This window comes from Neorhizobium sp. BT27B, from assembly GCF_050455485.1.
GTDB lineage: Bacteria > Pseudomonadota > Alphaproteobacteria > Rhizobiales > Rhizobiaceae > Neorhizobium.
Map to the genome: position 1 here is coordinate 1 of NZ_JBCIYT010000005.1, position 23,970 is coordinate 23,970.

A 23,970-nucleotide genomic window follows, 5' to 3' on the forward strand; every position below is an offset into this window, starting at 1 on the left:
ACTTGCGAATGATACCAATGGGTTGTCACTCGCAAGGAAGCTGCAATGAAACGCACCTACTCCCATATCGACATGGACGAACGACGCAAGATTGCCCGTTGGAGAACGGCTGGGCTGAGCATTGAGCTGATCGCCGAGAAGCTGGGCAGGCATCGCTCAACGATATTTCGCGAGATCAGACGCAACACCTTCACCGATGCCGAGTTTGTGGACCTGAACGGCTATTATTGCGTCACGGCGCATGACATGGCGTGCGAACGCCGCGCCAAGCTGAGGAAGCTGTCGCGCTTTTCGAATGTCAGGCAGTCCGTCATCGACCGGATCATGCATGGTTGGTCACCGCAGCAGATTGCCGGCCGAATGCGGCTCGAGCGTCACCCTGTCTCGGTCAGCCACGAGACGATCTACAAGTTCGCGTATTCGGCCGATGGTCAGGCGATCAAGTTGTGGCGACATTTGCCCGAGCATCGCGCCCGACGCCGACCACGCCATGCCAGACGCAAGCATGGTCAACGGTTTAGCCCGGTGGGTTCAAGGATGAAGTGCGACTTGCGAATGATACCAATCGGTTGTCACTCGCAAGGAAGCTGCAATGAAACGCACCTACTCCCATATCGACATGGATGAACGTCGCGTTATCGCGCGGATGTGGGCAGAAACGAAAAGCCCGCGCGGGAGGAAAGCCTATTATCTCTTGATACGATGCAAACCAAAGCGCATGTCGACGTGGGTACGCTCCTCTGAGTATTATTATCAATCTCAGGGACGACTTCAGTAAGAAAGAGCCTCTCGCACGTCACTCCATGACGCCCGGCTCTGTGCGGCGAGCAGGTGTCCTTCCGTCATCGTCGGCCGATAGAGATCACCCGTCATGGTCGCGGCATAGCCACCGGCCTCCGCGTGGATCAGAACGCCCGCCGCGTGATCCCAGGGCTTCAGGCTCTCATTGAGGCAGAAGCTCATAGCGCCCGTCACAAGCATGCGATACTCCCACGCCGAGCAACGCCATGTCGTTACCCGCAGGAATTTCAGCAGGCGCGGCGCCAGCTCAGCCCGCAGATCCGGTTCGAACATATGCAGCGGAATGAACCCGTGCATCTGGTCTATCGGCGTCGGCATGGCGACGGAAAGCTGTGTGCGTGAACCGTCTGCCGCCACGTGCCATGCGCCCTGCCCCGGTCGTGCCACCAGAAAATCACCCTGAACCGGATAATGAATGATGCCGGCAATGGTTTGCCCACCGGAAACGATGGCGAGAATACTGCCGAACATCGGCGTGCCATTGGCAAAATGCCAGGTGCCGTCCACTGGGTCGATAACCGCCGCGAGCTCCGCATCGGCAAGCCTTGCGAGAACCGATGCATCATCCGACACCGCTTCCTCGCCGATTATGGTGATGCCCGGCAGACGCGCCGCGAGCTTTTCGCTGATCATGCGCTCGGAGGCGATGTCCGCATCAGTGACAATATCGTCCGCCATGGTCTTGGCGCGAATGGTATCCGACGTGACCGAACGGAAACGCGGCAGGATCTCTCTGTCTGCCGCCTCGCGCATGATGTCCATAAATTCATTCAGCAGTTCGTCCGAAACGGTTTTCATGCGCGGCGCCCCGCCAGATAAGCTTTGAGCGCTTCCGGCTCGTCTGTCTGGAAAACGCTGACACCGGCTTCCATCAATGTGCCCCAGATGCGGTCGGGATCGACAAGCGCCGTCTTGTCCACCCACTCGCCGCTGGCTTCCATGTTCAGCGTGTTCGTCCACAACGACATGTTGGCATCGCGAAACATCTGGCGGTTGGCCTTGATGGTTTCGAGGCTGTCCAAACGCATCTCGCACATGAACGGCCTGATTTCCGACAGCAGTGCCATGGTTTCGTAGATGCTCTCGGCGGTGAATTTCGACATCGCCATGAAGGCCACGCCGTCGATGTTCTGGGCGCGCACCCAGTCCAGCTCCTCGCGGGTCATGACACGGGTCTTCAGGTCCACATAGGATGCGGCATTCATCTCGCGGGCGCAGGCTGCGACTTCGGAGAAAAGGCCGCGATCCTTGAGATCGAGATCCGCAAAAATACGTCCGCGTATGATTTCCAAAACCTCTTTCAGAGTCGGAATACGCTGATCCGTCGTGGCGCGATGTTCGCCGCCATCATCTTCACGCAGCGCAATGGCCTGCAGTTCGGCAATGGTAAAGGTTTCGGCGTCGCGGTCGATACCGGCCATGCGCAGCAGTGTGTCGTCGTGCATGATGAGGAGTTCGCCATCAGCGCTCTTGCGGATATCGAGTTCGACAACATCTGCGCCAACGGCGATCGCGCGCTCGATGGCCGCGAGGCTGTTTTCCGGCGCACCATGCCACGCGCCGCGATGGGCAACGATGGCGGGATCGCGTTTCTGGTCGGCGATGTAATCTACGTAATGCGTCATTTCATGCTTCCTTGGGAGAGTATTCAGGCGCGGCGCGCCGCGAGATAGGATTTCAAGGCGGCGGCCTCGTCAGTCTGGATGACCGAGATGCCGGCATCGATCAGCCGTCCCCAGACGGCATCGGGATCGGCAAGGGCCGCCGTATCGGTGAAGCCGGCGCAGGCAACGCTGTCGAGCGTGTTGAGCCAGAGCGCCATGCCGGTGTTGCGGGTGAGGTCCTTCAGGGCGGCCAGCTCCTCCAGCCGGTCGAAATAGATTTCGCAGACCGAGGGACAGAGTTCTTCCAGCAGAGCCAGCTGCGTAGCAGCACCCGGCACGTTGAGTCGGGTCTTAGCCAGAAACAGCACCTCATGCGGAAGGATCGTCTCGCGGATCCAGCAAGAATCCTTTTCGGTTTTCAGCGAGGCCCAGAAATCAACCTGATGCTCGACACCCATGTCCTTTGCGAGAGCGATCACATCCGGAATGACATCGCGTTCCTTGACGTCGAGATGCAGAAAGATGCGGCCGCGCGTCAGTTCGAAAACCTCGGCGACGCTCGGCAGTTTTTCCAGCGTGAAGGCATTCTCGATCTTTCTTCAACCGCAACGGCGCGCGCAGCAAGCGAGCCCACGACCGGGATCGTCTCGGTGACGGCCAGCTTTTCGGTGGAGAAGGATGCGGATGAAAATATAGGCAGGAGAAAAAGCGCGCCGAAGACGGGCCGGACCTGCGACAAGAGTGATCGGACAATCCGAGCCATGATAAGACCTTCCATTTGATCCGCAGACATCGCGGATGATGAGGATCAAACGGTATCGATCCCGAGGCGGAAGGGTGTGTCGTCGTATTAAGAAACGTTACAAGGCGGATCGATTGCACGCGGATCAACGATGCGCCAGTCTAAATATACTTTCGAGAAAACACGTGGCCGGTCCGTCAATATTCTCCTCGCCGACATGGCCGGCTTTGCAGAAATGAACGAAGCCTGGGGTACCCAGGTCACCAGCGGGCAGGCTCACACTGGAGCCACGGTGGAATCGCGCCTCGCTCATCCGGATCTGCCTGTCGAGATGACTGTCATCGCTGCAAAATAGCGAACTGGCGAGATACGATCTAGATCATCAGCGCCTTGATACGAGAGGCGAGAGTGGTCGGCTTCATCTGCAGCATGTCGGCCGCGCCGCCCTTGCCGGATATTTTTCCACCGCTGCAGTGCAGTGCGGAAAGAATGTTTTCCCGCTCCAGCTGTCGCATCTGGCTTTCGGTCATGAACGTTACGGCAGGATCGGGCTGGCGGGGCTGTGTTTTTTGCGGCGCCGGCGTATCAGGCAGGTCGAAATCGAGCTTTCCATGACGCGACAGAATGGCGGCGCGTTCGATAACATTTTGCAATTCACGCACATTGCCCGGCCATGCGTAGCGCTGCAAGGTTTGGATATTGGCGTTCGACAGAGTGAGATCTTGACGCCGAGCAAGGCTTTGGCGTGCGAGAAAATGCTGCGCAAGCAGTGGGATGTCTTCGCGGCGGGCACGCAGCGGCACGGATTCGATCGGGAAGACCGCCAGCCGGAAATAAAGATCCTCGCGAAATCGGCGGTTCTGTACGGCCCGTTTCAGGTCGAGATTGGTGGCGGCGATAATGCGGACGTCGACCTTGCGGGTGCGCTCCTCGCCGACGCGCTCGAATTGCCCCTCCTGCAGGATTCGAAGAAGCTTGCCCTGCAATTCCGGCGGGATTTCACCGACTTCATCGAGAAACAGGCTGCCACCGTCGGCCAGTTCGAAACGACCGATCCGATCTCTGAGGGCGCCGGTAAAGGCACCTTTCGCATGGCCGAAAAACTCGCTCTCAAACAGTTCGCGCGGAATGGCTGCGCAGTTGACGCGAATGAGTGGGCGATCCTTGCGGTCGCTTGCCTCGTGGATGGCGCGGGCGATCAGTTCCTTGCCTGTGCCGGATTCGCCGGTGATCAGCACGGTTGCGTCGGTCGGCGCGACCAGCGCGATCTGGCGAAGCGTCGCCTGCACGGCTTCCGACCGACCGACGATGCCGGAAGCGTTCGTCTCAATGCGGATTTCTTCCTGCAGGTAGGCGTTTTCCAGCTCCAGCCGCTGGCGCAACTGATCCACTTCCATCAGCGCCGCATGCAGTTTTTCGTCCGATCTCTTGCGTTCGCTGACATCGCGAAAGACGACCACCGCTCCGACGACGACATTGCGGTCCCTGATCGGCGTCGATGTATATTCCACCCATAACGGCGTGCCGTCCTTGCACCAGAAGATCTCGTTATCCACCCGATGCACGGCACCATCGCTGAAGGCCGCATAGATAGGGCATTGGTCATGCGGATAATGACTGCCGTCAGGGCGGGTGTGGTGGATGATCGTATGGATGTCGCGGCCCGTCAGTTCCTCCGCGCTCCAGCCGAGAAGACGCTCTGCAATCGGGTTGACGAATGTGGTCTTGCCCTCGGCATTCACCCCGTAAATGCCCTCGCCGGCGGCCCGCAGGATCAGGCGGTTTTCCCGTTCGATATCGCGAAAAACGCGCTCGGCGCGCTGCCATTCGGTCAGGCCGCCGCCCATGAAATCCTCGGCTGCGTCGTCAATCGAGCGGCGTTGCCTTTCGACCAAATCGTTGACGGCAAGCAGGATCAATCGCCCGTCGCTGCCATTGTCGATCAATGATCCGAAATATTCGACACGCAGTTCACGCCCGAGGGCATGGCGTGGCATCAACCGGGTCGTGCGGTAGACACCTTGCGCGAGCACGGCCTGCGTGAAAACGATCAGCGTCGGTAATTGTTCGGCGTGGAGGTGGCTGACCTTCGTTTGCACCAGAAGGTGATGGTCATAACCGAGCAGCCGGCACGCCGCCGTGTTCGCATCGACAATCCGGTCCCTGTCGGCATCGATGACGATCTGGGCCTGCGGAGATTGTTCAAATATATCCTGTCGGGAAATCAGCACACGAAATCTCGTAAATGAAAATGACGATATCTCGTTTATAACGAGATATCGTAAACCATCAAGCGGCACGCAACCCCGGAATTCCGGGGCATTCCGCGTTTCGACCGTTCTGGCACGGCCTTTGCAATACCGTTCTCATAATAAGGGGAACGGCTGCCATGTTCGACAATCCATTTGATCCCAAGACAACTCTGTCCTCCGCGGGCTGCAGCTGCGGCCGCCATCGCAGCGAGCACGAGCATGCTTCTGCCCTGCAGGCGACGGAGGTCACCAGCGGAGAGGAGAAGATCTACCAAAATGTCATTGCCTCCACGGTTTTGCGAGCAATGTTCCCGAGCGATGTTTCGCGACGGATCTTTCTGAAAGCCGTGGGCAGTGCAACGGCCGTGGCGGCCGTTTCGCAATTCTTTCCTCTGGCCACTGCTACCGAAGCCTTTGCGCAGACCGGGCCTCTGGAGAAGACAAAGCTCAATGTCGGCTTCATCCCGATCACCTGCGCCACGCCGATCATCACGGCCGCGCCGATGGGCTTTTATGAAAAGCAGGGGCTCGACGTTCAGGTGATCAAGACCGCCGGCTGGGCGGTCATCCGCGACAAGACGTTGAACAAGGAATACGACGCAGCACACATGCTGTCGCCCATGCCGCTTGCCATCACCATGGGCCTCGGCTCCAACCCGCAGCCCTATGCGGCGCCGGCCATCGAGAATATCAACGGCCAGGCGATCACGCTGGCGTTGAAGCACAAGGATCGTCGTGATCCGAAGGACTGGAAGGGCTTCAAACTCGCCGTTCCGTTCGATTACTCCATGCACAATTACCTCCTGCGTTATTATCTGGCGGAGCATGGCATCGATCCGGATACGGACGTGCAGATCCGCGCCGTGCCGCCGCCGGAAATGGTGGCGAACCTGCGCGCCGAAAACATCGACGGCTTTCTCGGCCCCGACCCGATGAACCAGCGCGCCGTGTATGACGGCGTCGGCTTCATCCATATCCTGACCAAGGACATCTGGGAGGGGCACCCCTGCTGCGCCTTCGCCGCATCGAAACAGTTCATCGGTGAAATGCCGAACACCTATGCGGCCCTGCTGCGCTCGATCATTTCCGCCACGGCTTATGCCCATGATCCCAAGAACCGCAAGGAAATCGCCACGGCCATCGCACCGGCCAATTACCTGAACCAGCCGGAAACGGTGCTGGAACAGATCCTCACCGGCACGTTTGCGGATGGCCTCGGCAAGGTGGTGCAGCAGCCGAACCGCATCGATTTCGACCCGTTCCCATGGCAGTCGTTTGCCGTGTGGATCATGACCCAGATGAAGCGCTGGGGGCAGATCAAGGGTGATGTCGATTACGCGGCCATCGCCAGCGAAGTCTTCCTTGCCACCGATACGGCAAAGCTGATGGCCGAGGTGGGGATGCAGGCACCGAAGGAAACCACCAAGACCTTTGTCGTCATGGGCAAGACCTTCGATCCCGCAGAGCCGCAGGCCTATCTCGACAGTTTCCCGATCAAAAAGGCCTCGTAAGTGCAGACATCTCTTTCAATCAGGGCGGGACTGCTGTCAGTCCTCCTCCTCGCGATCTTCCTGTCGCTCTGGCAGTTCTCCACCATGGGAACCGGCCCGACGACGGATATGGACCCGGAATATGCCAAGCTGATGGGGCTGACGGCAACAACCGGAAAATCGGCACTGCCGGGGCCGATGGATGTCGGCGCGGCACTCTGGAACCATCTTCGGGACCCATTCTATGACAACGGCCCCAACGACAAGGGGCTGGGCATCCAGCTCGCCTATTCGGTCGCCCGCGTCCTCCTCGGTTATCTGCTGGCCGTTGCCGTGGCCATCCCGCTCGGCTTCCTGATCGGCATGTCGCCGCTCGTCAGCCGCGCCGTCGATCCGTTCATCCAGGTGCTGAAACCGATCTCTCCGCTCGCCTGGATGCCACTTGCGCTCTACACGATCAAGGATTCGGCGATTTCCGCGATCTTCGTGATCTTCATCTGCGCCATCTGGCCGATGCTGATCAACACCGCCTTCGGCGTGGCCGCGGTGCGCAAGGAATGGATCAATGTCGCCCGCACGCTGGAGGTCGGCACGTTCAGGCGCGCCTTCACCATCATCCTGCCGGCCGCCGCCCCCACGATCCTTACCGGCATGCGGATCTCGATCGGCATCGCCTGGCTGGTCATCGTGGCGGCCGAGATGCTCGTCGGCGGCACCGGCATCGGCTACTTCGTCTGGAACGAGTGGAACAACCTGTCGATTACGAATGTCATCATCGCCATTCTGGTGATCGGCGTCGTCGGCATGCTGTTCGATCAGGTGCTCGGCCGCCTGACCCGTCTCGTAACATTTCCGGAGTGATGCCTGTGGCCAAGTTCATTTCCATCGAAGGCATCGCCCGTCACTATCCGGCCAAGGGATCGGCATCGCCCACCACCATCTTTGAAGATCTCTGGTTGTCGCTCGATCGCGGCGAGTTCGGCTGCGTGATCGGTCATTCGGGCTGCGGCAAGACAACCGTGCTCAACATCCTGGCCGGGCTGGAAGCGCCGAACGAAGGCACGGTTATCGTTGATGGTCAGGCCGTAACCGGCCCGAGCCTCGACCGCGCTGTGATCTTCCAAAGTCATGCGCTGCTGCCGTGGATGACTGTGATCGGCAATGTCGCCTATGCCGTCTCCTCCCGCTGGCCAAAATGGAGCCGGTCGGAAATTCGCGCGCATGCGCAGAAATTCGTCGATCTCGTCGGACTGTCCGGCTCGGAAAACAAAAGGCCGTCGGAACTCTCCGGCGGCATGAAGCAGCGTGTCGGCATCGCCCGTGCACTGTCGATCACGCCAAAAATGCTGCTGATGGACGAGCCGTTTTCGGCGCTGGATGCGCTGACGCGCGGAACATTGCAGGACGAGGTTCGCCGCATCTGCGACGAGACCGGCCAGACCTCGTTCATGATTACCCATGATGTCGACGAGGCCATCTATCTTGCCGACAAGATCTTTCTGATGAGCAACGGGCCGAATGCCGTCGTGGCCGAAGTGGTCGAAAACCCGCTGCCGAAACAACGGTCGCGCGTCGATCTGCATCGCCATGCCGATTATTACGCCTTGCGCAACCACATCATCGATTTCCTCATCACCCGCAGCAAAAGTTTTGCCGGCTCCGGCACCTCTCATGACCCGCGTCATGTGCCGATCGTCGTTCCACGCGCAGCGGCAACGGAAGACCCGTCAGTGCTGTCCTCAATCGCGCGCAGCCGCTGACCCGCATACATTTTATTCTCACAGGAGACCAACATGAAACGTGCCGACCTCACCGAAAAGCTGCTCGATATCAAGCGCGACAACGGCTGGAGCTGGAAACATATCTGCGAAAAGATCGGCGGCTATTCCGAGGTACTGATCGTCGGCGCCGTTCTCGGCCAGATGAAGCTGACCAAGCCGCAGGCGGAAAATGCCGGTGAGCTTTTCGGGCTTACACCCTCTGAAATCCGCATGCTCAACGAGACACCGATGCGCGGTTCGCCAATGCCGCCGACCGATCCTCTGATCTACCGTTTTTATGAGCTGGTGATGGTCAACGGCCCCGCATGGAAGGCGCTGATCGAGGAAGAATATGGTGACGGCATCATGTCGGCGATCGATTTCGACATGCAGATCGAGCGGGTGGCGAACCCGAAGGGCGACCGCGTCAAGTTCACCATGTCGGGCAAGTTCCTGCCCTACAAATATTACGGCGCCAGTGGCAACGTGCCGGAATACGGCTATCGCGAGGAATAACAGCGGGAGAAAGTGCCATGAGCATCATACCGCCTTTCACCCGCGAAACAGCCATCGCCAAGGTGCGCATGGCCGAGGACGGCTGGAACAGCCGTGATCCGCAGCGGGTCTCGCTGGTCTATACGCCCGACAGCTGCTGGAGAAATCGCGCCGAATTCGCGGTCGGCCGCGCCGAGATCGTTGCCTTCCTCACACGCAAATGGGTGAAGGAACTGGACTACCGATTGATCAAGGAACTCTGGGCCTTCGATGGCAATCGCATCGCGGTGCGGTTTGCCTACGAATGGCACGACGACAGCGGCCACTGGTACCGCTCTTACGGCAACGAAAACTGGGAGTTCGCCGAAGACGGCCTGATGGCCCGCCGTTTCGCCTCGATCAACGACATGCCGATCCTGGAAAAGGACCGAAAGTTCTTCTGGCCGCTCGGGCGGCGGCCGGATGATCACCCCGGCCTGTCCGATCTCGATCTCTGAGAGGAAGGGGAACGGATCGGACGCACTGCTGGACCACCCACAAACAAAAAAGGGGAACTTCGATGACGAAGAAGGACATTCTGACCAGCGCCGACCACCGCAAGATTCTCGAAGACCGGCTAAGCGCCCAGCTTGGACGAAGAACACTTCTGAAAGGCATGGGCGCTGGCCTTGTGGCCGCCGCCGGCGCCACGCTTCTGCCGGGCGAAAGCCTTGCCCAGCAGAAGGGACATATCCGCATTGCGGCCATCAAGCATATCGATACGCTCGACCCGCATTTCACCTTCTTCCTGTCCGCCGTTCAGATCATCAACAACATCCACAACGGCCTGTTGAAGGTGACCTATGATGGCGAAGCGGTGCGCTTCGAGCCGGATCTCGCCGCCTCCTGGGATTTGGAGGACGCCAAGACCCATCTCTTCAAGCTGCATCCGGGCGTGAAATTCCACGACGGCACCTCTTGCGATGCCGAGGCCGTCAAGTTCTCGCTGCTGCGCGTCAAGGAAGGCAAGCCCGCTTCCCCGCACGCCTGGAAGCTGGAACTGCTGGAGGCGATCGAGATCGTCGATCCGCTCACCATCCGCCTGCGCTTCACCAAGCCCTATGCCTTCCTGCCCGTAGCGCTCACCGGCTCCACCGGCCGCGCCGGCACGATCGTCAGCCCGGCGGCCGTGCAGAAATACGGCATGGACTACGGCCGCAATCCGGTCGGCACCGGCCCGTTCAAGTTCGTCAGCTGGAAGGACAATGACAGCATCGAGCTGGAAGCCAACCCGGACTATTTCGAAAAGGGGATGCCGAAGCTGCAAAAGGCGTCCTTCATGCTGATCGATGAGCCCAGCACGGCGGTTGCAGCCCTCGTGTCGGGCCAGATCGATGGCATGACCGATTGCCCGATGCAGCTCGTCAACCAGGTGAAGAAGATCCCGACGGTTTCGCTCTATGGTGAGATCGAGGGCAACTACACCTATGTCGGTATGAACAACCGCAAGGCGCCGTTCGACGACGTCAACCTGCGCCGCGCCGTCGCCTTCGCCATCGACCGCGACACGCTGGTCAAGCAAGCCTATTTCGGCCTTGCCCAGCAGGCCTACAGTCCGATCTCGCCGCCCATGACCGGTTATTACGACCCCGACATCGCCAAGACGGACCGCGGCCATCGCTTCGATCTCGCCAAGGCCAAGGAATTCCGCGCCAAGGCGAAGAACCAGGGCGAAATCAAGATAACCTACATCATGGCCGAACGCGGCCCGGTCGGCACCCGTGTCGCCCAGGTCGTCGCCCCGATGCTTGCGCAGATCGGCATCAAGGTGAAGCTGGAGCTGCTGGAACCCGCCGCCTGGGTGCAGCGCATGAAGGACGGCAATTTCGAAATGCTCGATTTCGACTGGGTCGCCGACCTCGATCCGGAAGAGACGATCTTTCCCGAATTCAAGACGGGCGGCTCCTGGAATTACTGGGGCTGGTCCAGTCCGGAGTTCGACCGGCTCTGCACGGAAGCATCGACCACAATCGATGTGCCTGCCCGTGCAGAGCTCTATCACAAGGCCGAGGACATCCTCATGGATGACGCGCCGGTGGCAATGCTTGCGCATATCCCGATCTACAAGGTCTTCTCCAAGAAAGTGCAGGGCTTCAACTATATTCCTGCCGACCTCGTGAACCTGCATGGCGTGAGCATCACCTGATGCTCGCACAGTCCGCCGCAAAGATCTTTCAGACTGCGGTCGTTCTGTTCATCGTTTCGGTTGCCAGCTTCAGCCTGCTGAAGCTGGCGCCGGGCGACCCGGTCATGCTGATGCTGGGCTCGGAATTTTCGCAGGAAAGCTACGATTCGCTGCAACGCGAACTCGGGCTGGATCGGCCGTTCCTTGTCCAGTATCTGGCATGGCTCGGCAATTTCATGATCGGCGACTGGGGGACCTCCTTCGTCAGTCGCGCCGACATCTTCAATTTCGTCGTCATCGAGGCCCTGCCTGTCACCCTGACGCTCACCTTCTGTTCCATCGTCCTGGCGATCGTCGTCGGCATTCCGCTGGGCGTCATTTCCGCGATCCGCAAGGACACGATCTGGGACACGGTGATCGCCGTCTTCGCCCTCACCGGCTCCGCCTTCCCGTCCTTCTTCCTCGGCATCGTGCTCATCTGGTTTCTCGCGGTCCAGTTCGGCATCTTTCCCGTCATGGGCTTCGTGGCGCCCTGGCAGGATTTCTGGCTCGGCATGTATCACATGGCCCTGCCGGCACTGACGCTATCGACCTATTTCATCGGCATGATCGTCCGCGTCACGCGCTCATCGCTGATCGACGTCATGGACCAGCCCTTCATCGCAGCTGCGAAGGCGCGAGGCGAGCCGCGCTGGCGGGTCGTCTGGGTGCATGGGGTGCGCAATATCGCCATGCCGGTCGTCACCATGATCGGCCTGCAACTTGGCGGCATCCTGCAGGGCGCGGTGCTGACCGAAACCGTCTTCTCGCTGCCGGGCATCGGCCAGATGCTGACGGATGCCGTGCTCGGGCGCGAATACACGCTGGTTCAGGCCGGCGTCATGCTGACGGCCACTCTGTTCATCGTCATCAACCTGCTGGTGGACCTCTCCTATCCGCTGCTTGATCCAAGATTGAGGCCACGCTGATGGCAATCAACGGCACCACGACACCTATCGCGGCAGCCCGGCTCCGCCGCTCCGGCATGACCCGGAAAAGCATGTTCCTGCGCCGTCCCTTCTTCACCATGGCGCTCGCCATCACCTTCGGCTTCGCGCTCTGCGCCATCTTCGCGCCGCAGCTCGCCCCCTTCGATCCGGTGGCGCAATCGATCGAGGCGATGATGGCGCCGCCCGACAGTGTCCATCTTCTCGGTACCGACAGCTACGGCCAGGACATATTGAGCCGCATCATCCACGGCACGCGCTATGCTCTTCTGATCGGCCTCTGTTCGGTCGCGCTCGGTGCGATCGGTGGCCTCGTGCTCGGTGTTGCAGCGGGTCTTGCTTCGGGCAAGACCGAATGGATCCTTCTGCGCGTCATCGATTCTATCCTCGCGCTTCCCTCGCTCATCCTTGCCGTCGCCTTCATCGCCATCCTTGGACAGGGCGTCGACAAGGTCATCATCGCGGTGGCGCTCTCGCTGATCGGCCCCTTTGCCCGCACCGTCCGTTCCGACGTGTTGCAGGTGAAGGTGCAGCTCTTTGTCGAGGCCGCCGGACTGATGAGCATTCCGCGGTTCACCGTCATCCGCCGTCACATCCTGCCCAATGTGCTGTTTCCGCTCTTGGTGCAGGTCACGATCCGCATCTCGGAAGCCATCCTCGTTTCTTCCTCCCTTTCCTTTCTCGGCATCGGCGTTACCCCGCCGACGCCCGACTGGGGGCTGATGATCGCCGAGGGCAGAAGCTTCGTCAGCTTCGCGGCCTGGATGTCCGGCATGCCCGGCCTGGCACTGGCGCTGCTGCTCATCGCATTGTCGATCGTCGGCGATGCGATGCGCGAGGAATTCGACCCCAAGCTGAGGACAGGCCGATGACCGCACCGCTTCTCGATGTCCGCGGCCTGACGCTCCACCGCGGCACGAAACGCATCCTCGACGACGTGTCGCTCACCATCGGCCGCGGCGAGACGGTGGCGCTGGTCGGCGAAAGCGGCGCCGGCAAATCCACCATCGCCGTTGCCCTGATGGGCCTGATCGACAAGGGTGACGCCGTCATCGAAGGCGAAGCTCGCTTCGACGGCATCGATAACCTTGTCGGCCTGACGGAAAAACAGTGGGGCAAGCTGCGTGGAAAACGCCTCTCCATGGTGTTTCAGGATGCCGGCTCGGCACTCAATCCCTGTTATACCGTCGGCAGCCAGCTGGCCTCGGTCCTGCGCCGCAATCTCGGTCTCTCCCGCAAGACGGCACAGACAAGAGCCGTCGAACTGCTCGAAAACGTCGGCATCAACGATGCGGCTGCCCGCATGTCGGCCTATCCGCATCAGCTTTCCGGCGGCATGCAGCAGCGGGTGATGGTGGCGATCGCGCTGGCCTGCAATCCCGACCTTCTCTTCGCCGACGAACCGACATCGGCGCTCGACGTCACCATCCAGGCGCAGATCATCCGCCTCATCCTCGACCAGACGAAGACGCGCGGCGCCAGCTGCATTTTTGTGCTTCACGATCTGGCGCTTGCCAGCCAGTCCTGCGACCGTATCGTGGTCCTCTATGCCGGTCAGGTTATGGAGGCGGGGCGCTGCGATGTCGTGCTGCGAGATCCGAAGCATCCCTATACGCGGCTACTCAAATCCTGCGTTGTCGAGATCGGCACACAAAACCTCGATCCGCCGGAAGGCAGCGTGCCGCCCTATGAGGCCATGCCCGCCGGCTGTCGTTTCTCCACCCGCTGTCCGAGGGCACAAGCGCGCTGCGCCGATGAGCGCCCGCCGCTTGTCGAAACACAAGGACGTGCACTCGCATGCTGGAACCCGGAATGGACGCGATGATCGATCCGGCGAATGAAAGGGTTGCGACCGAGCGCGAGGCACTTTTCGAGCTTCTCGATGTCGAGAAGGTCTATGAGGTCACAAAGTCCGAGGGCTTTCTCAAACGCAGCAGGCGCAAGCTGGCCGCGCTCGACGGCGTGCGCCTGCGCATCGATCAGGGCGCCAGCATGGCGCTGGTCGGTGAAAGCGGATCGGGAAAATCCACACTTCTGCGCGTGCTGCTGGGCCTCACCGAACCGACGCAGGGACTGGCCCTCTATCGTGGCCGTTCGGTCAACCAGATGCGTGACGCTGGTCCCGATTTCGCCCGCGACGTGGCGATGGTCTATCAGGATGCGCGCGGCTCGCTCAATCCGCGCATGACCGTCGGCCAGCTGATTGCCGAGCCGCTGCGCCATTTCGGCATCTGCCCGGAGGCCGAAATCCCGCAACGGACGAACGCGCTTCTCGCCCGCGTCGGCCTCGCAGCCGATGTCGCCGCACGTTATCCCGCGGCCATGTCCGGCGGCCAGATCCGTCGCGTGGCGATCGCCCGTGCGCTTGCCTCCAACCCGACCGTTCTGGTCGCCGACGAAGCCGTCTCCGGCCTCGACGTCTCTACCCAGGCGCAGCTCCTCAATCTTCTGCGCAAACTGCAAAAAGACATGGGCCTGACGCTGATCTTCATCACCCATGATCTCGGCGTGGCGAGCTATCTTTGCGAGGAGATCGCGATCATGTATCTCGGTCGCATCGTCGAGACCGGGCCGACGCAGGCGGTGCTTGACAACCCGGCGCATCCCTACTCCAAGGCCCTACGCCACTCGGCGCCGGAATTCTTCGAGCCGATCTCCGATCCGCTGCCGGGCGAGATCCCAAGCCCGCTCGATTTGCCGCCCGGTTGCCGCTTTTCCGGCCGCTGCACGGTTGCGCAATCGGACTGTCTGGCCAATGATCCCGCATTGACCCGGCAGGGACAGGACCGGGCCGTCGCCTGTTATCACCCATTCGCAATGTCAAACATATCGCCTGAGGGCATCAAGGAACGGCATGTCACATTTTGATTTCTTTTCCGCGCGACGCCCGTCGACGCTCTCCACCGAAGCCATGATCGCCACCTCCCACCCGCTGACCACCGCAGCCGGCTTGGAAATCCTGCAGGATGGCGGCAATGCCGTGGATGCGGCGATCGCCGCGGTTTCGGTCCAGTGCGTCGTGGACCCGCTGATGACCGGCATCGGCGGCGATTGTTTTGCGCTCTTTGCCCCGGCCGGCGAAAAGGTGAAGGCGCTCAACGGTTCCGGCCGCGCACCGGCAGCGGCATCCGTGGCAAAACTGGCCGAACTCGGCCTGTCAGGCGAAATTCCACAAACCAGCCCGCATGCAATCACCGTGCCCGGCGCCATTTCCGCATGGTGCCGCCTGCATGCCGATCACGGCTCGCTGCCGCTGGAGCGCCTTTTCATGCGCGCCATTGGCTATGCCCGCAACGGCTTCGTCGTGACCCCGCGTGTCGCCATGGACTGGGCCGGCAACAAAAAGATCATCGGTGGTGATGCCAACGCCGCCGCTATCTTCCTCCCCAACGGCCGAGCCCCGGTCGCCGGCGAAATCATCCGCCAGCCGCTGCTGGCAGACCGTCTGGAAGAGATCGCCGCCAAGGGTGCGGCCGGCTTCTATGAGGGCGAAACCGCCGCCAGGATGGTCGCGCATCTGAATTCCCTCGGCGGCCTGCACACGGTGGAAGACTTTGCCGCCGGCAAGGACGCCGCGCACTGGGTTGAACCGGTCAGCGCCAATTATCGCGGCTACGACGTGCACGAATGCCCGCCCAACGGCCAGGGCCTCGCCGCACTCCTCATTCTCAAGATCATCGAGGGTTTCGATATCGCCGCCATGAGCGATGCCGATCGCATCCACCTGCATGCGGAAGCAACCAAGATCGCCTATCACCACCGCGATGCGCTGCTCGCCGATCCTGACCACTGCCCGGGCGTTGCCGAAAAGCTGCTCTCCGACGACGTGATCGCGACACTGCGTGCGCGCATCGACATGAAAAAAGCACTTGCGCCGGTCCTATGGAATGAACCGGAACACAAAGACACCATCTATCTCTGCGTGGTGGATGCGCAAGGCAACGCCATCTCGTTCATCAACTCGATTTTTCATGCCTTCGGCTCGACCCGTCTGGATCCGGCGACCGGCGTGCTCTTCCACAGCCGCGGCGCCTCCTTCCGGCTGATCGAAGGTCATCCGAACGCGATCGGCCCGATGAAACGCCCCATGCACACGATCATTCCGGGCATGGTGACGAAGGACGGCAAGACGCTGATGCCTTTTGGCGTGATGGGCGGGCATTATCAGGCAGCCGGGCATGCCGCCTTCCTGTCCGGCGTCATCGACTTCGGACTCGGCCTCCAGGAGGCTATGGACGTGCCGCGCAGCTTCGGCTTTGGCGGCGTGCTGGAAGTCGAACCGACCATCGCGCCAGAGATCCGCGCTGAACTGGAGGCACGCGGCCATGTCCTGAAGATCGTCACAAGCCCGATTGGTGGCAGCCAGGCGATCCGTATCTCCAACGGCTATCTTGAAGGTGGCTCAGACAGTCGAAAGGACGGAATGGCACTCGGCACCTGAAGTCGGGAGTCAGTGTCCTTGTGCTGTCTTCCTGAACGATATGCCGTTCACAAGCTCATGGAGGCCTCGAGGCGACGTACCGGCAACTTACGATCGTTGTGTGAAGCCTTCGCAACAGACAGACAGATAGGCACGCGTCACACTTCAGGCTCCGGTGGCGCCGTCTCTTGGGGCGTATGTGCCTTTGGTTTGCCAGGGCCGGCTCCGGCCATGGTGGCGAATTCGATCCCGTTCTGCTCGAACGCATCCTTCAACATGGCAAAGGCCCTGCGGCGGATCATCGATTGCAGGCCCGTCGGTTTCAGCTTCATGCCGAAGCCGAGCGTCATGCCGTATTCGCCGAATTGCTCGACACCTTTCAGCTTCACCGTCTCGAGCAGCAGGGGGCCGAATTCCGGATCGTCCTGCAGGACCTTGCCGATCTCCTTCGTGATGGATTTGACCCTGGCGATGCTGGTGTCGAAACCGACCGTCACCATGAACTTGTCGATCGACCAGTCACGGCTCATGTTTTCGACCGCGCCAAGCGTCCCGAAGGGCACAGTGAAGATCGGGCCGCGATGGTGCCTGAGCTTGACCGAGCGGACGCTGAAGGACTCGACGGTGCCGCGATAGGAACCGCTCTGAATGTACTCTCCGACGCGAAATGCATCGTCGACCATGAAGAAGACACCGCTGATGATATCCTTGACCAACGTCTGTGATCCGAAGCCGATCGCGATACCGAATATCCCGGCGCTGGCAAGCAGCGGCCCGATATCGACCCCGAGTTCGGACAGGACCGTCATGATGGCGACGGCGCCGATCAGGATGCCCAGCATGTTGCGCAGGATCGGAAGAACCGTCCGCAGCCGGTCGTCCTGTTCCGGCAGAGCGCCTCCAGCTTCCAGTCGGCCGGCAATGACCGACTTGATGCCGATCCAGGCGAAATCGGCCAGAAGAAGAACGAGAAGGCCATGCAGCAAACCGACGATCACCGAGGTTGCGACGGCGCCATCCGGCAAGGCATTCGGGTAGGAACGCACGAGATAGATGAGCCAGAGGATGGCGGCCGCAAGAAGAAAAAGCCGGACGCCGCGCCCCACCAAAACCGCACGCAGATCGTCTTCCCTATAGCCGGCAAGGTCGACCGCGACCCTGTGTGCCGCCGCGCTGAGCGTGCCGGTAGCAGCCGGCAGGACAAGGGCATAAAATCCGATCCAGAACAGCACACCGGCACCGGCGATCCAGAGACTGAAAAGCAAGGCCAGATAGAAGGTCAGCGCCACATCGACCGGTCGCTTACGCTCGAAATTGCGCTCGACACCGGGACGCACCCAGATATTGACGACGGCAAGCAGCAACAGCAGGGCCGCCATGCACGACGAAATCAGTCCGACCGACTGACCGGGCACGCCCAGATTGCCCAAGGTGCGCAAGAATGCCCAGAAGATCAGCCCGACCGCCAGCAGACGCCCGAAACGAATGATCCAGTAGTCTCTGCGTCTGCTGTTGCGCTCGCCGTCTATATGGCGCAGCAGATCAACCACGGCACCGACCACGGGAACGGCGACGCTGATTGCCAGCCAGGGCAGCAAAATGGCGCTCAGCAATTCCGACCACTGGATGGCAAAGAACATGGCCGTGACGCCAAGGCCATATCCCAGCACCGGCAGCAGTTTTTGTGAGGCGATTGCAACCAGATACTGGCCCGCATCACCATCCCGCTCGCGGGCATGGCGCGCAGCGGTTACCACCCTCGTGGCATAGCCGACGGCAAGGCCGGCACCGAACAGAAGGGCGAGGTTCAGGGTAAATCGCGACAGGCCATAATCATCGATCTCCCGCTCCAGCGTCGACAGGGCGGAACCGAGTTCGACTGGAAGATCCGGCAGGCGCGCCATGATGCGGGCGATGTGATCCCGCCTGCGGCTGGCCCATTGATCGAGATCGCTCAACTGGCTTGCCGATGCCGCGGTATCCGGCGATGCGGCCGAGAGTTTCTCCTGAAGGAGCGCGCGAACATCCGCCTGCCCCAGCAGATTTATGAGGTCATCGACCTTCTGCTCCGTGGTTCTGGCTGGCGAAGCCGGTGTTTGCGGCGGCAGTTCCTGTGCACAGACCGGCGAGAAACCCGCAAGCGACAGGATGACGAGGAAGGCCAACAGCATCGTACCGACGCAGTCTGTGACGGACAATAGCCAATGCTCAACACGACCCATGCCACGCTCCCGCGTATCCGAACCATACCAATGAAAACAGCCTTATGATCTATAATGGAAAACCCAGCGATTACGGCGGAAAGCGAGCTTTAAACATTATTTATATTTAATGTGATTTGCGCTGCAAGCCTGCCTATAGTCGCGTCAAAAGGTTTCGCAAACCTGCCGACGATGGCTGAGAGGATTGCATGAAATACGTTGCAGCAGCGGCAATATTCATCGCATTGGTTTTCCTTTTTATCCTCAATCGCACCAGTATAGAGCCTTATCTGCCGGGCTGGGCCACCACCGAGGATACGCCGGTAGTCGCATCCACCCGTCATGAAGGCCAGCACGGCGGGCAGGCAGGCGCGCGCAGTTTTGCGGCTACCACCACGGTCGCAAAATCGGGTTCGCTGCCGGTCACTCGGCAAACCATAGGGTCGGTGGTTGCCGTCAATTCCGCAGCACTCGCAAGCCCTGCGGCCGGCATCGTTGCGCAGGTGATTGCTCATGATGGCGCCGAGGTGAAGGCGGGCGATCTTCTGGTGCAACTCGATGACCGCACCATCAAGGCGAATATAACGCGTGATCAGGCTCTGCTTGCCAAGGATCAGGCAGCGCTCGACGAGGCCAATATCACGCTCAAGCGGGTCGAAACTCTGAGCCGGTCCGGTGCCGACACGCAGCAGCAATATGGCGATGCGGTCGCGGCGGCCAAGCAGGCGGCTGCAACCGTCGATGTCGACAATGCCAATCTGGCCGCGGACAATGTCACCCTGTCAAACACACAGATACACGCCTCGTTCGATGGCCGGCTGGGAGCCGTGCTCGTTTCTCCCGGCGCCTATGTGGCGGCAGGCGCCGACGTTGTGGTGCTGACGCAAATGAAGCCGGTCTTCGCGGAGTTTTCCCTGCCGGAAACGGATCTCGATATCGCCCGATCCGCAATGGCTAACAAGCGGCTGACCGTAAACGTCACGCCGACACTTGACCGCAGCGTGGACAAGGCGACAACCGGCGAAGTCGTCTTTATCGACAATGCCGTGGATACGGCTTCCGGCACGTTCCGGATGCGGGCAGAATTTCCGAACGAGACCGAAATGCTCTGGCCGGGACAGTCGCTGAGCGTCACCGTCAATGCCGGCAGCAAAGATAATATCGTGATCGTGCCGACCGTTGCCGTACAGCCGCATGGGGACGGTTTCATCTGTTTTGTGCTGCGCGCCGATCAGACTGCCGAGATGCGCAACGTCGTTCCGGCGCTCAGCGTCGGCGACATGACGGGCGTCAGTGCCGGATTGCAGGATGGCGAACAGGTGGTCATAGGAGGCCAGGCCGGACTGGTGAACGGAGCGCATGTCGACACCGGCGCCACCAAGGCGAAGGGATAGCGCGATGTCCCTTTCGGAAATCTTCATCCGCCGGCCGGTCGCGACATTCCTTCTCATCGTCGGCCTCATTCTGGCGGGTGCTGCCGCCTATCGAAACCTGCCCGTCGCAGCCTTGCCGCAGGCCGATTTCCCGACAATCAACGTCTCCGCCCAGCTTGCCGGTGCGTCTCCCGATACGATGGCGAGTTCGGTTGCGACGCCGCTCATCAAACAGTTCGAGACGATCGCCGGCATCGACACGATCAGCGCCACCTCCTCGCTCGGCAATACCCAGATCACCATCCAGTTCGATCTGTCGCGCAATATCGATGCTGCAGCCGCCGACGTACAGGCCGCAATTGCCCGCACCCAGCGGCAACTGCCGGACAATCTCACCACCCCGCCGAGCTATCGCAAATCGAACCCGGCCGATTCCGCCGTGATCGTGCTGGCGCTGACCAGCGATGTCGCCGATCTCACCAAGATGGACGATATCGCCGAAAACATCATCTCGCCGGCACTCTCGACCATTTCAGGCGTCGCACAGGCACAGATTTTTGGTGCCAAGACCTATGCCGTCCGGGTCGAGGTCGATCCCGACCGTCTGGCCAGCCGTGGACTTGCACTCGATGGTCTGGCAACCACCCTTTCGGCGGCAAACGACCAGTCACCGCTCGGCACATTGCAGAACAGGTCGCAAGCCCTGACGCTCGACGCATCCACGCAGCGCACCGATGCGGCAAGCTTCCGCACGCTGATCATCGCCAAGCCGAATAACCGTATCGTACGCCTCGGCGACGTTGCCGATGTGAAGGACAGCGTCGCCGTTCTCAACCAGGGCAGCTGGCTGGATGGCACACCGGCCATCGTCCTCTCCGTCCAGCGCCAGCCGGGCGCCAATACCGTCGCGGTCGTCGATGCGATCAAGGCAAAAATACCGGAACTGCAGGCAGCACTGCCGGGTAACATGCATATCAATGTCGTCAACGACGCTTCCGTTTCGATCCGGGCTGCGGTGTCCGATGTCGAAACGACGCTCATGGTGACGATCGGGCTGGTGGTTCTGGTGATCTACCTGTTCCTGCGCCGCCTGTGGGCGACACTGATCCCCGGTCTGGCCGTGCCCCTATCGCTCATGGCGACGCTCGCGGCCATGTATGCTTTCGGTTATTCGATCGACAATATCTCGCTTCTGGGGCTGACGCTGTCCGTCGGCCTTGTCGTGGACGATGCGATCGTCATGCTCGAAAACATCGTCCGCAAGGTCGAGGAAGGCATGCCGCCGTTTCAGGCAGCGATCGAAAGCAGCCGCGAGGTGACGGGAACCATCGTTTCCATGTCGATCTCGCTGGTGGCGGTTTTCCTGCCGATCCTGCTGATGGGCGGTGTCGTCGGGCGTGTCCTCAACGAATTCGGCATCGTCGTGACACTCGCCATCCTCTCTTCCGCAGTGGTTTCCCTGACAGTGACCCCGATGCTGGCCGCACGCCTGCCGCATGACGAGGCGGCTCACGAACACCGCGAACCGACGCTGTTCGACCGGGTGACGGCAGGTTATGGCCGCTGGGTGGGCTGGTGCCTCGATCATCGCGCAATCGTCATGCTGGTCTTCGTCGCCACGCTGGCGGCGTCCGCGTGGATGATGTCCACCCTGCCGCGCAGCTTTTTCCCCACCGAGGATATCGGCCTGCTGACGGTCTCGACACAGGCGCGTCAGGACATTTCCTATCAGGCCATGCACGATCTCCAGGCCAAGGCCGCGGCCATCGTCTCGGACAATCCGGCCGTGCAGCATGTCACCTCGACGCTCGGTTCCGGCCCCGGCGGATCGGCGCTCAACGCCGGAACGCTGCTTGTCCAGCTGAAGCCGGCCGATGACCGTCCGAACCTGGAGGTTACGCTTGCGCAGTTGCGGCATGCGCTCTCCGGTCTTGCGGGTTTGAAAACCTTCATCACACCGCAGCAGAGCCTGCGTTTCGGCGGCCGCAGCAGCCAGAGCCAATATCAGGTGGTGCTGCAGTCGATCGATGCCGCGGCGGCGAGACAGTGGTCGCAGACGCTCGGTGATGCCATGCGGGCCGAGAGCAATTATTTCGTCGATGTCGCGACGGATTTGCAGAACAACGCGCTGCAGGCGCATATCGAGATCGACAACGACCGCGCCAGCAGCCTCGGCATCTCCTCGAAATCGCTGCGCACCACGCTCGAAGCGGCGTTCGGCAGCTATGTCGCCACGCAGATCCAGACGACCGGCAACAGCTATGACGTCATTCTCGAATATGACCAGTCACGCGACTGGAACGAACAGGGGCTGGCCTCCCTGCGTGTCGCTTCGTCGTCGGGAACGCTTGTGCCGCTATCCAGCTTCGCGACGATCACACGTGAGGCAGGCCCGGTCACCGTCAACCAGAATGGCCAGCTGACCGCCGTGACCCTGTCCTTCAACCTGCCGGCCGGCGTTTCGCTCGGAACCGCGACCGATCGCATCGAGACCCTCAAACAGGAGATCAAACTGCCCGCCAGTGTAACGACGGGTTATGGTGGCGCCGCCCGCGTCTTCCAGCAGGCGAGTGGCAATACCGGCCTGCTGATCGGCGCCGCCGTGCTGACGATCTACATCGTGCTGGGGGTTTTCTATGAAAGCCTTCTGCATCCGCTGACCATCCTGTCCGGCCTGCCATCGGCCGCCTTCGGTGCGCTTCTGGCGCTCAAACTTGCCGGCATGGATCTGTCCATCATCGCGCTGATCGGCCTTCTGATGCTGATCGGCATCGTCAAGAAGAACGCGATCATGATGATCGATGTCGCGCTCACGCTGCAACGCGAGGAAAATCACCCAACGCTTTCGGCCATCCATGAGGCTGCCGTCCGGCGTTTTCGTCCCATCATGATGACGACATTCTGCGCCCTGCTCGGCGCGCTGCCGATTGCGGTCGGCACCGGTGCGAGTTCGGAACTGCGCCAGCCGCTCGGCATTGCCGTCGTCGGCGGCCTGATCGTCAGCCAGATCCTCACCCTGTTCATGACCCCGGTTATTTTCGTCGAGATCGAAAGACTGTCGTCAATGGTCGGGTCGCTCAGGCAAAGGCTGCGCCGAACACGCACGGCGACCTCCGCCTGATCAACGTGCCGGACCGGTGGCATTTTCGAGCAAAGCTTACCAAGGTTTAATCCGGCGGATATCCAGCGGTAATCCAGACTGTTCTAATGTCCATCCCATGGTCACGGAACAAGACCGTTGGCCATCCAAGCAGGATCAGGACCATGTGGACATCAGCACGCACGTTTGTCACCACCGGTCTGGTCGCCTTGACGATTGCCGGCACGGCACTCGCCACCGCTTCCCAGGCTGAAGCACATAACAATTTTGGCCGCGGCCTTGTTGCCGGCATTGCCGGAGCCGTTGTCGGCGGCGCCTTGCTCGCAGGCGCCGGGCATTCACCCACCTACGGCACTCCCGCCTATGCCGCCCCGCCGTATGGCCCTCCTCCCATGCCTTACGGACCATCGCCGGTGGCCGCCTATGCGCCGGATTGCCAGGTTGTCTGGAAGCAGAATGCCTGGGGCGACATGTACCGCGCCCATATCTGCGACTAGGCCGCCAAAAATCGGCGGCCAACACCGCCCTCCCACACCGATTGAAACCATTGGGCGCGCCGCTTCACCGGCGGCGACGCCTTCG

General features: G+C 60.9%; 21 protein-coding genes and 1 pseudogene. 17 read left to right on the forward strand and 5 right to left on the reverse strand.

Annotated features, from left to right (window positions below):
* Positions 1-45: 45 nt before the first annotated feature.
* Positions 46-525: pseudogene (locus AAIH70_RS14410) on the forward strand (transposase); the annotation flags it as partial.
* A 246-nt stretch (positions 526-771) separates the two neighbouring features.
* Here the strand turns inward: AAIH70_RS14410 and AAIH70_RS14415 are convergent.
* From AAIH70_RS14415 to AAIH70_RS14425, 3 genes are read right to left on the reverse strand one after another with little or no spacing between them, the layout of a single operon-like run.
* The gene (locus AAIH70_RS14415; protein ID WP_132281615.1) at positions 772-1,599 is read right to left on the reverse strand and encodes an inositol monophosphatase family protein; all 828 of its coding nucleotides are present in this window, start codon (positions 1,597-1,599) and stop codon (positions 772-774) included.
* Positions 1,596-2,426, reverse strand: a complete 831-nt coding sequence (locus tag AAIH70_RS14420) for a glycerophosphodiester phosphodiesterase family protein (RefSeq protein WP_132281612.1) — start codon at positions 2,424-2,426, stop codon at positions 1,596-1,598. Before AAIH70_RS14420 ends, AAIH70_RS14415 begins: the two co-directional genes overlap by 4 nt.
* Before the next feature lie 23 nt (positions 2,427-2,449).
* Positions 2,450-2,863 (reverse strand): DUF4996 domain-containing protein, encoded by a 414-nt coding sequence (locus AAIH70_RS14425; RefSeq protein ID WP_245519431.1) that lies wholly within the window; start codon positions 2,861-2,863, stop codon positions 2,450-2,452.
* Here AAIH70_RS14425 and AAIH70_RS14430 point away from each other — a divergent pair.
* A complete protein-coding gene (locus AAIH70_RS14430) occupies positions 2,849-3,187 on the forward strand; it encodes a hypothetical protein (RefSeq protein WP_245519430.1) in 339 nt (112 codons plus the stop codon). The genes AAIH70_RS14425 and AAIH70_RS14430 overlap by 15 nt on opposite strands.
* 111 nt (positions 3,188-3,298) lie before the next feature.
* On the forward strand, positions 3,299-3,502 hold the full coding sequence (locus AAIH70_RS14435; RefSeq protein WP_430034471.1) for a Rid family hydrolase: 204 nt from the start codon (positions 3,299-3,301) through the stop codon (positions 3,500-3,502).
* Between the two features lie 19 nt (positions 3,503-3,521).
* On the opposite strand, the gene AAIH70_RS14440 is transcribed toward AAIH70_RS14435, so the two are convergent.
* The gene (locus AAIH70_RS14440) at positions 3,522-5,375 is read right to left on the reverse strand and encodes a sigma 54-interacting transcriptional regulator (RefSeq protein WP_430034912.1); all 1,854 of its coding nucleotides are present in this window, start codon (positions 5,373-5,375) and stop codon (positions 3,522-3,524) included.
* A 161-nt stretch (positions 5,376-5,536) separates the two neighbouring features.
* Between AAIH70_RS14440 and AAIH70_RS14445 the strand changes: the two genes are divergently transcribed.
* From AAIH70_RS14445 to AAIH70_RS14495, 11 genes are all read left to right on the forward strand, one after another.
* A complete protein-coding gene (locus AAIH70_RS14445; RefSeq protein ID WP_132281603.1) occupies positions 5,537-6,910 on the forward strand; it encodes a CmpA/NrtA family ABC transporter substrate-binding protein in 1,374 nt (457 codons plus the stop codon).
* Positions 6,911-7,750 carry a nitrate ABC transporter permease gene (gene ntrB / locus AAIH70_RS14450; protein WP_132281600.1) on the forward strand — a complete coding sequence of 280 codons (840 nt, stop codon included), beginning with the start codon at positions 6,911-6,913 and terminating at the stop codon, positions 7,748-7,750.
* Positions 7,750-8,649 carry an ABC transporter ATP-binding protein gene (locus AAIH70_RS14455; RefSeq protein WP_132281597.1) on the forward strand — a complete coding sequence of 300 codons (900 nt, stop codon included), beginning with the start codon at positions 7,750-7,752 and terminating at the stop codon, positions 8,647-8,649. Before ntrB ends, AAIH70_RS14455 begins: the two co-directional genes overlap by 1 nt.
* 33 nt (positions 8,650-8,682) lie before the next feature.
* Positions 8,683-9,165: a cyanase gene (cynS, locus tag AAIH70_RS14460; protein WP_132281594.1), complete on the forward strand. Its 483-nt coding sequence runs from the start codon at positions 8,683-8,685 to the stop codon at positions 9,163-9,165.
* A gap of 17 nt (positions 9,166-9,182) precedes the next feature.
* Positions 9,183-9,641 carry a DUF1348 family protein gene (locus AAIH70_RS14465; protein ID WP_132281591.1) on the forward strand — a complete coding sequence of 153 codons (459 nt, stop codon included), beginning with the start codon at positions 9,183-9,185 and terminating at the stop codon, positions 9,639-9,641.
* A 62-nt stretch (positions 9,642-9,703) separates the two neighbouring features.
* Positions 9,704-11,329 carry an ABC transporter substrate-binding protein gene (locus AAIH70_RS14470; RefSeq protein WP_207908353.1) on the forward strand — a complete coding sequence of 542 codons (1,626 nt, stop codon included), beginning with the start codon at positions 9,704-9,706 and terminating at the stop codon, positions 11,327-11,329.
* A complete protein-coding gene (locus tag AAIH70_RS14475) occupies positions 11,329-12,276 on the forward strand; it encodes an ABC transporter permease (protein WP_132281588.1) in 948 nt (315 codons plus the stop codon). The genes AAIH70_RS14470 and AAIH70_RS14475 overlap by 1 nt, the downstream gene beginning before the upstream one ends.
* Positions 12,276-13,166, forward strand: a complete 891-nt coding sequence (locus tag AAIH70_RS14480) for an ABC transporter permease (protein WP_132281585.1) — start codon at positions 12,276-12,278, stop codon at positions 13,164-13,166. The genes AAIH70_RS14475 and AAIH70_RS14480 overlap by 1 nt, the downstream gene beginning before the upstream one ends.
* Positions 13,163-14,119: an ABC transporter ATP-binding protein gene (locus tag AAIH70_RS14485; RefSeq protein ID WP_132281582.1), complete on the forward strand. Its 957-nt coding sequence runs from the start codon at positions 13,163-13,165 to the stop codon at positions 14,117-14,119. The genes AAIH70_RS14480 and AAIH70_RS14485 overlap by 4 nt, the downstream gene beginning before the upstream one ends.
* Positions 14,092-15,162 carry an oligopeptide/dipeptide ABC transporter ATP-binding protein gene (locus AAIH70_RS14490; protein WP_245519428.1) on the forward strand — a complete coding sequence of 357 codons (1,071 nt, stop codon included), beginning with the start codon at positions 14,092-14,094 and terminating at the stop codon, positions 15,160-15,162. The genes AAIH70_RS14485 and AAIH70_RS14490 overlap by 28 nt, the downstream gene beginning before the upstream one ends.
* Positions 15,149-16,735, forward strand: a complete 1,587-nt coding sequence (locus AAIH70_RS14495) for a gamma-glutamyltransferase family protein (RefSeq protein ID WP_245519427.1) — start codon at positions 15,149-15,151, stop codon at positions 16,733-16,735. The genes AAIH70_RS14490 and AAIH70_RS14495 overlap by 14 nt, the downstream gene beginning before the upstream one ends.
* Positions 16,736-16,872: 137 nt before the next feature.
* Here AAIH70_RS14495 and AAIH70_RS14500 read toward each other — a convergent pair whose 3' ends face one another.
* Entirely contained in the window at positions 16,873-18,936 is a 2,064-nt protein-coding gene (locus tag AAIH70_RS14500) for a mechanosensitive ion channel family protein (RefSeq protein ID WP_245519426.1), read from the reverse strand.
* A 188-nt stretch (positions 18,937-19,124) separates the two neighbouring features.
* Here AAIH70_RS14500 and AAIH70_RS14505 point away from each other — a divergent pair, with 188 nt between their 5' ends.
* From AAIH70_RS14505 to AAIH70_RS14515, 3 genes are all read left to right on the forward strand, one after another.
* On the forward strand, positions 19,125-20,309 hold the full coding sequence (locus AAIH70_RS14505) for an efflux RND transporter periplasmic adaptor subunit (protein WP_132281579.1): 1,185 nt from the start codon (positions 19,125-19,127) through the stop codon (positions 20,307-20,309).
* 4 nt (positions 20,310-20,313) lie between these two features.
* Positions 20,314-23,409: an efflux RND transporter permease subunit gene (locus AAIH70_RS14510; RefSeq protein WP_132281576.1), complete on the forward strand. Its 3,096-nt coding sequence runs from the start codon at positions 20,314-20,316 to the stop codon at positions 23,407-23,409.
* 143 nt (positions 23,410-23,552) lie between these two features.
* The gene (locus AAIH70_RS14515; protein ID WP_132281573.1) at positions 23,553-23,885 is read left to right on the forward strand and encodes a hypothetical protein; all 333 of its coding nucleotides are present in this window, start codon (positions 23,553-23,555) and stop codon (positions 23,883-23,885) included.
* Positions 23,886-23,970: the final 85 nt, after the last annotated feature.